Origin of the sequence: Pantoea sp. CTOTU46764 (assembly GCF_031974595.1) — a bacterium.
Classification (GTDB): Bacteria; Pseudomonadota; Gammaproteobacteria; order Enterobacterales; family Enterobacteriaceae; genus Pantoea; species Pantoea trifolii.
In genome coordinates this window covers 1-5,587 of record NZ_DALYOQ010000032.1, presented here as the reverse complement: position 1 = coordinate 5,587, position 5,587 = coordinate 1, and the positions used below count along the sequence as shown (strand labels likewise).

Annotated in this window: 8 protein-coding genes; 4 read left to right on the top strand and 4 right to left on the bottom strand. The window is 55.7% G+C overall.

The genetic code is table 11. The features are described from left to right. Positions 1-20: 20 nt before the first annotated feature. Complete coding sequence (gene yedD, locus RTM06_RS12460) at positions 21-488, bottom strand: lipoprotein YedD (protein ID WP_256696739.1); 468 nt, start codon at positions 486-488, stop codon at positions 21-23. A 195-nt stretch (positions 489-683) separates the two neighbouring features. Here yedD and RTM06_RS12455 point away from each other — a divergent pair, with 195 nt between their 5' ends. The 3 genes from RTM06_RS12455 (at position 684) to RTM06_RS12445 (ending at position 4,024) form a co-directional block, all read left to right on the top strand. Then, positions 684-2,228: a methyl-accepting chemotaxis protein gene (locus RTM06_RS12455; RefSeq protein WP_312182532.1), complete on the top strand. Its 1,545-nt coding sequence runs from the start codon at positions 684-686 to the stop codon at positions 2,226-2,228. Between the two features lie 8 nt (positions 2,229-2,236). Beyond that, on the top strand, positions 2,237-3,529 hold the full coding sequence (locus tag RTM06_RS12450) for a sugar ABC transporter substrate-binding protein (RefSeq protein WP_293793285.1): 1,293 nt from the start codon (positions 2,237-2,239) through the stop codon (positions 3,527-3,529). 171 nt (positions 3,530-3,700) lie between these two features. Further along, positions 3,701-4,024, top strand: a complete 324-nt coding sequence (locus RTM06_RS12445; RefSeq protein ID WP_101764036.1) for a DUF6388 family protein — start codon at positions 3,701-3,703, stop codon at positions 4,022-4,024. A gap of 195 nt (positions 4,025-4,219) precedes the next feature. Here RTM06_RS12445 and iraP read toward each other — a convergent pair whose 3' ends face one another. Next, on the bottom strand, positions 4,220-4,513 hold the full coding sequence (iraP, locus tag RTM06_RS12440) for an anti-adapter protein IraP (RefSeq protein ID WP_061717593.1): 294 nt from the start codon (positions 4,511-4,513) through the stop codon (positions 4,220-4,222). 63 nt (positions 4,514-4,576) lie between these two features. Here iraP and RTM06_RS12435 point away from each other — a divergent pair, with 63 nt between their 5' ends. Further along, a complete protein-coding gene (locus tag RTM06_RS12435; protein WP_008105373.1) occupies positions 4,577-4,816 on the top strand; it encodes a DinI-like family protein in 240 nt (79 codons plus the stop codon). A 20-nt stretch (positions 4,817-4,836) separates the two neighbouring features. On the opposite strand, the gene RTM06_RS12430 is transcribed toward RTM06_RS12435, so the two are convergent. Together RTM06_RS12430 and RTM06_RS12425 are read right to left on the bottom strand one after the other, a co-directional pair. After that, entirely contained in the window at positions 4,837-5,103 is a 267-nt protein-coding gene (locus tag RTM06_RS12430) for a hypothetical protein (protein ID WP_256696743.1), read from the bottom strand. Positions 5,104-5,259: 156 nt separating this feature from the next. Beyond that, complete coding sequence (locus RTM06_RS12425) at positions 5,260-5,550, bottom strand: hypothetical protein (RefSeq protein WP_312182522.1); 291 nt, start codon at positions 5,548-5,550, stop codon at positions 5,260-5,262. Positions 5,551-5,587: the final 37 nt, after the last annotated feature.

Below are 5,587 nucleotides of genomic sequence, written 5' to 3'. Positions count from 1 at the left end.
AGGGTTAGGGTGAGGGAAAACTACTTCTGCGTCGCCGTCGAAACCGGGCGCATAATCTCTGGCTCGATATCCTGAATCACCGCCTCGTTCGGACGTTTCGCCACCTCTTCCAGCGCCTGCTGGCACTCAACGGTTGGCCGATCCACTTTACGCAGTCTCAACCCATCGTAACGCAGCTCACCGTTCTCCAGCACCAGCGGCATCACGCGCACCTGGCGCGTCACGTTAACCCAATCATCGCCCAGACGGGTTAATTTGCCCGGTTTGGCAATCACGCGCTGCCACTGGCGGCAATCCAGCGTGTCGCCTTCGGCACCGATAATCAGGCTGCCCATCGCTTGCTTGCTGATCAGCTTGCTTTGCGGGCCCACGGTTTGCCAGTTGCCTTGCAGCTCCAGCGGCGCCGGAGTTTTCACGGCCTGGTCATAATTGCTGATCTGCGCACAGCCACTCAGCGCCAGCGCGGCCACTATCATCCACTTTTTCATTCTCGATCCCTACACTCGCATCAATGGCGGCTACGTTATAATTTTTCCCATCCGTTGCGCAAGGTATCTGCTACGCGACGCTCGTTTTTCCTCAAGCTGCTCATTTAACGGCCGATAACCCTTCAGGAGTTAAAAGAACCTGCAAAAACAATAATGACCGACTACACACTCACCTTCGTTACGGAGAACACCGTTATGCGATTGACTCTTCGCGCGCGTCTGACATCGATTGTTGGCCTGCTGTGCATTTTACTGATTGTTGCCGCCATCTGGGGAATCATCGGCCTGCGCGCCGCCGACCAACGGGCGCAAAACGCCTACCAAAATGAGCTGTTACCGCTGCAATATTCGTCCCGCCTGTACCGCATGGTGCAGGAACAGTCCTCGACCCTTTTCGATGCCCTGCGCTACTGGACCGACAGCAGCGAAGTGGAGAAACGTCTGGCGCGCATCGCGCATTACGGCGAGCAGATTGCGAAAGACCATCAAACCTGGCAGCAGCTGGCGTTTGATGCACAAACCAAACCCCTCAGCCAGCAATTCATCACCCATCTCGACGGCTGGCAAAGCGCGCTGAAAGATGCCGGAGAACTGCTGAAGGGCGGCAACCCATCCGGCGCGCTGGTGGTGATTGAAACCCGCCTGCGCAGCGGCAGTCAGCTGCTGCAACAGGACATCGATCAGCTTGATGCGTTAATGCGCCAGCATGCAGAACTCACCTATCGGCAGAGCAACAGCGATTACCAGCTGGCGCGTAACAGCCTGATTATCATACTGCTGGTCGGACTAAGCGTGGCGCTGGTGTCCGGCTGGTTGCTGATCCGCTCGATCAACCGGTCGATTGGTCAGGCACGCGAACTGGCCGAATCGATTGCGGCCGGTGAACTGAATCATGATATCGGCAGCGTTTCGCGCGATGAGATGGGCGAACTGATGCAGTCGCTACTGCGCATGGATGTGCGTCTGGCGGAGATTGTGCGCGACGTAGGCGAAAGCGCCAGCGCACTGAGTGATGCGGCGCGTCAGATGGCCGACGGCAATGACGATCTCTCTGAACGCACCCATTCGCAGGCCAGCTCGCTGGAGCAAACCGCTGCCAGCATGGAGCAGATGACCGCCACGGTGAAACACAACGCTGATAACGCCGCGCAGGCCAATGAACTGGCCACCGATGTGCGTCATCAGGCCGAACGCGGCAGCAGCGTATTGCGTGACGCGGTCAGCGCGATGGAGGAGATCGAATCCTCCAGCAAACGCATCGCCGATATCAACCGGGTGATCGATGAGATCGCCTTCCAGACTAACCTGCTGGCGCTGAATGCGGCAGTCGAAGCGGCACGCGCAGGCGAACAGGGACGCGGCTTTGCCGTGGTGGCATCCGAAGTGCGTCAACTGGCGCAACGTTCCGCCGGAGCCGCGCACGAGATCAAAGCGTTGATTGATGCCAGCGTCGGTAAAGTTGAAGCCGGCAGCGCGCTGGTGCAGCGTTCTGGCGCGATGCTCAATGACATCAATTTGGGCGTGGCGCGCGTGGTGGATATTGTCGGGGAAATCGCCGTGGCCAGCCGCCAGCAATCCAGCGGCATCGAACAGGTCAACACCGCTGTGATTCAGATGGATGGTGCGACGCAGCAAAACGCCTCGCTGGTGCAGGAAGCCAGCGCCGCCAGCCAGACTGTTAGCGAACATGCCGGATTGCTGGTGGAGAAGATGGCCTTCTTCCGCCTGCAAACGCGCTAAGGAGCGAGATGATGCGTAAACTTCTCGCGATGTTACTCGCCACGCCACTGCTGAGCCACGCGGCGACCACGCTGAATATCGCTACCATCGCCAACGGTGATATGACCATCATGCAGCAGCTCGCCACGCGCTACGAACAGGAGCATCCGGACGTCAAACTGCAATGGCATGTGATGGACGATGGCGCATTGCGTCAGGCGGTGCTGTCGGCGATGAACAGCGGCCAGGCGCAGTTCGATGTCATCACCGTCGGCACCTATGAAGCGCCGCTGTGGGGCGAAAAAGGCTGGCTGGCGCCGTTGAATAAGCTGCCCGCCGATTACGACAGCGATGATCTCATCACGCCGGTGCGCAAAGCGCTGTCGTTCCAGCAAACGCTCTACGCCCTGCCGTTCTACGGGGAAAGCAGCATGACCTACTACCGCAAGGATCTTTTTGCGCAGAAAGGGTTAACCATGCCGGACAATCCCGACTGGACCGATATCAAGAACTTCGCCGCCAAACTCACCGACGCGCAAAAAGGCATTTACGGCCTGTGCCTGCGCGGCCAGCCTGGCTGGGGCGATAACGTGGCGTTTATGACCACCATGGCGAATGCCTATGGCGCGCAGTGGTTCGATGAAAACTGGCAGCCAACGCTCAACTCGCCGGAGTGGCGCGAGGCGCTGAGTGATTATCTGCAGGTGGTGAAGCAGGATGGCCCGCCGGATACGGTGAAAAACAGTTTCGGCCAGATTCTACGCCTGACCGCGCAAGGCAAATGCGCAATGTGGATCGACAGCACAGTCGCGGCGGGTTTGCTGGTTAATCCGCAGATCTCATTAGTCGCCGATAAGCTGGCCTTTGCGCCTGCGCCGGGCGGCATCACGCGTAATGGTTCGAACTGGTTATGGTCGTGGGCGCTGGCGGTACCGGCTAACACGCCGAATCGCGAGGCGGCGATAGCCTTTATTAGCTGGGCGACATCCAAACAGTACATTCAGCAAGTGGCCGATACCGTCGGCTGGGGCGCGGTGCCGCCCGGCAGCCGCAATTCCACTTATCAGCAGGCGAGCTATCAGCGTCTGGCGCCGTATGCCGCGCAGGTACGTGCGGCGATTGATTCGGCGACCGTCGAGCAGCCCACGCTCAACCCTGTGCCTTATCAGGGCGTGCAGTATGTGAGCATTCCCGGATTTGACCAGATGGGGAACGCCGTCGGGCAGAATCTGGCGGATATGCTGAGCGGCAAACTGACGCTGGATGAGACACTGGCGAAGAATCAGCAGGACGTTACGCAAATTTATCAGCAGTTGCATTGATGTTGTGGTCGCCATAAATGGCGACCCTACGGGATTTGTAGCGAGTGTGGTTTTGTAAGGTGCGCATTAATGCGCACCTGGTTGCCACGAATATCGATCCGGCAGCGGAATCCTGACAACGCAGCTTGCGCGCGTTACACTAGCGCGCAAGTTGATATGCAGGAACACCGAATGAAAACCCCAGAAGAGTATTACGCTCAGGCGCGCACGATGTTTTTCGCCGCCCACCCCGATTTCCAGTCTGCACTGGATGAACTCACCGAAAGCGATGCCCGCCAGGCGAACCTGTCATTAGCGCAGTTACGCGACTGGCATGCAGAACGTATTTATGCCGCTTTTTTGCGTCAGAAGAAGCTGGATGGCATGCTGTTTTCCATTCAGCTGGCGGAACCCGATAAAGCCGTTGCCGCGGATGCCATTGAAAAGTATCTGAAATCTCACGCAGAAGCCTTAGGCATGACGTGGGAAGAGTTCTGCATCAAAAACGAGTTGTAATCGGCCACGTACTGTAACGGCATCAAAGATACATCGCCAACCACACAAAATGTTCAGGAAAAAGTTGTACAAGTTGAGAAAACTTGTATAACTTACTCATCACGACGTCAGTCGTAGATTGTCCTTGAACGAATGGTGCTGTTGCACCGCCTCTGGAAGTGTTGCTGGATTTCCACTTCCAGAGGTCATATTTTTCTACCCTTCCCGCTCGATCCCTTTGACTTCGATATAACTCGCTACCGCCAGTAGACGATTGACGTGGGTTAGCAGCAGATCCACATCAGACTGTAAAAACTCCTGCGACGCGCGCGATGCGGTGACGATCGCCTCCTGCACCGTGTCGGAAATGGTCAATGAGTTATTCTCTTTTGCCTGAATCAGTAGCGCCGCGATCAATAACGACTGCGCCTCAACCTGCGCCACCAGCTCTTTTGCTTCCACATCCATTTTTGCCATTTTCAATAAGATATCGATAACCAGTTGGCGCATATTTACCCCTGTTTTTATTTACAGTACTATATCGCACCCGATCCAATGAATGGAACGACCCTGATGTTTGTGGAGTTGATTTACGATAAGCGTAACGTGGCTGGATTACCGGGCGCACGTGAGATGATTTTGCAGGAGTTGGAAAAGCGTGTACAGCGCGTCTTTCCCGATATTGAGGTACGCGTCAAACCAATGGAACGTAACGCCATAGATACCGATTTGAGCAAGAACGATAAAGCGACGGTTGCGCGGATTGTCGAAGAAATGTTCGATGAGGCAGAAATGTGGCTGGTGGCCGATTAGGCCACCAGTGCGTCAGAGGCTTAGCTCTCCTGCTCAGCATTGTTGATGGCGATTTCCAGATCCTGAATCGCCTCATCAATGTCATCCAGCAGTTTACCTTGTTTGTTTAACAAGGTGTCGAAGCGACCCGCGTATTCGGTGTCTTTATACTCACCCGCGTCAAACGCCAGCCAGTGGGCAGACAGCGTCTCAGTGTTAGTCTGCGCGTAGTGGCGCATCTCTTTAAGCTGGGAGGTGACATCACGCAGGTAGTCAATTTTGGTTTTTACAATTTCTGTATCACTCATGCTATCTTCCTTTTCGCTTAATAAGACGATTTAAATAACGCTTGAAGGGTTAATGATAGTGCAAAATATCGAAGCTGCCTTAGGAATAATCGGAAGTGACTAAAACCCGTGAGTAAACAGGGGACATCCGGGTCCCCGATAATGCAACCTCAGGCATTACAAATATTTCCTCGCCAGCTCAATCAGCTCATCCTTCGCGGCATCACCCAGTTTTATTACGCCCTGCTCGACAAAGCTAAACGCGCGGCCGAAATCCTTCACGCCTTCTGAGAACGCCTGACTGGCGTCATGGCTCTGCGTCGCGGCGGCGGCTGGCGGCGCGTCGGCTGCAGCAACAGGCGCAGCCTCCACAGGTGCCGCGACGGGCGTAGCCACTTCGTTGGCGAAATCTTCCGCAGGTGACGATGTGAGGGTGCTGGTTGGATTGATAACAGTTTGATCGCTCATAATGCTCTCCTTCTTACTGAATAGAGATCGCAGTCGG

Bases quoted from the DNA above. Each gene is read 5' to 3' on its own strand.
- yedD (WP_256696739.1), bottom strand. From the start codon at position 488: ATGAAAAAGTGGATGATAGTGGCCGCGCTGGCGCTGAGTGGCTGTGCG.
- RTM06_RS12455 (WP_312182532.1), top strand. From the start codon at position 684: ATGCGATTGACTCTTCGCGCGCGTCTGACATCGATTGTTGGCCTGCTG.
- RTM06_RS12450 (WP_293793285.1), top strand. From the start codon at position 2,237: ATGATGCGTAAACTTCTCGCGATGTTACTCGCCACGCCACTGCTGAGC.
- RTM06_RS12445 (WP_101764036.1), top strand. From the start codon at position 3,701: ATGAAAACCCCAGAAGAGTATTACGCTCAGGCGCGCACGATGTTTTTC.
- iraP (WP_061717593.1), bottom strand. From the start codon at position 4,513: ATGCGCCAACTGGTTATCGATATCTTATTGAAAATGGCAAAAATGGAT.
- RTM06_RS12435 (WP_008105373.1), top strand. From the start codon at position 4,577: ATGTTTGTGGAGTTGATTTACGATAAGCGTAACGTGGCTGGATTACCG.
- RTM06_RS12430 (WP_256696743.1), bottom strand. From the start codon at position 5,103: ATGAGTGATACAGAAATTGTAAAAACCAAAATTGACTACCTGCGTGAT.
- RTM06_RS12425 (WP_312182522.1), bottom strand. From the start codon at position 5,550: ATGAGCGATCAAACTGTTATCAATCCAACCAGCACCCTCACATCGTCA.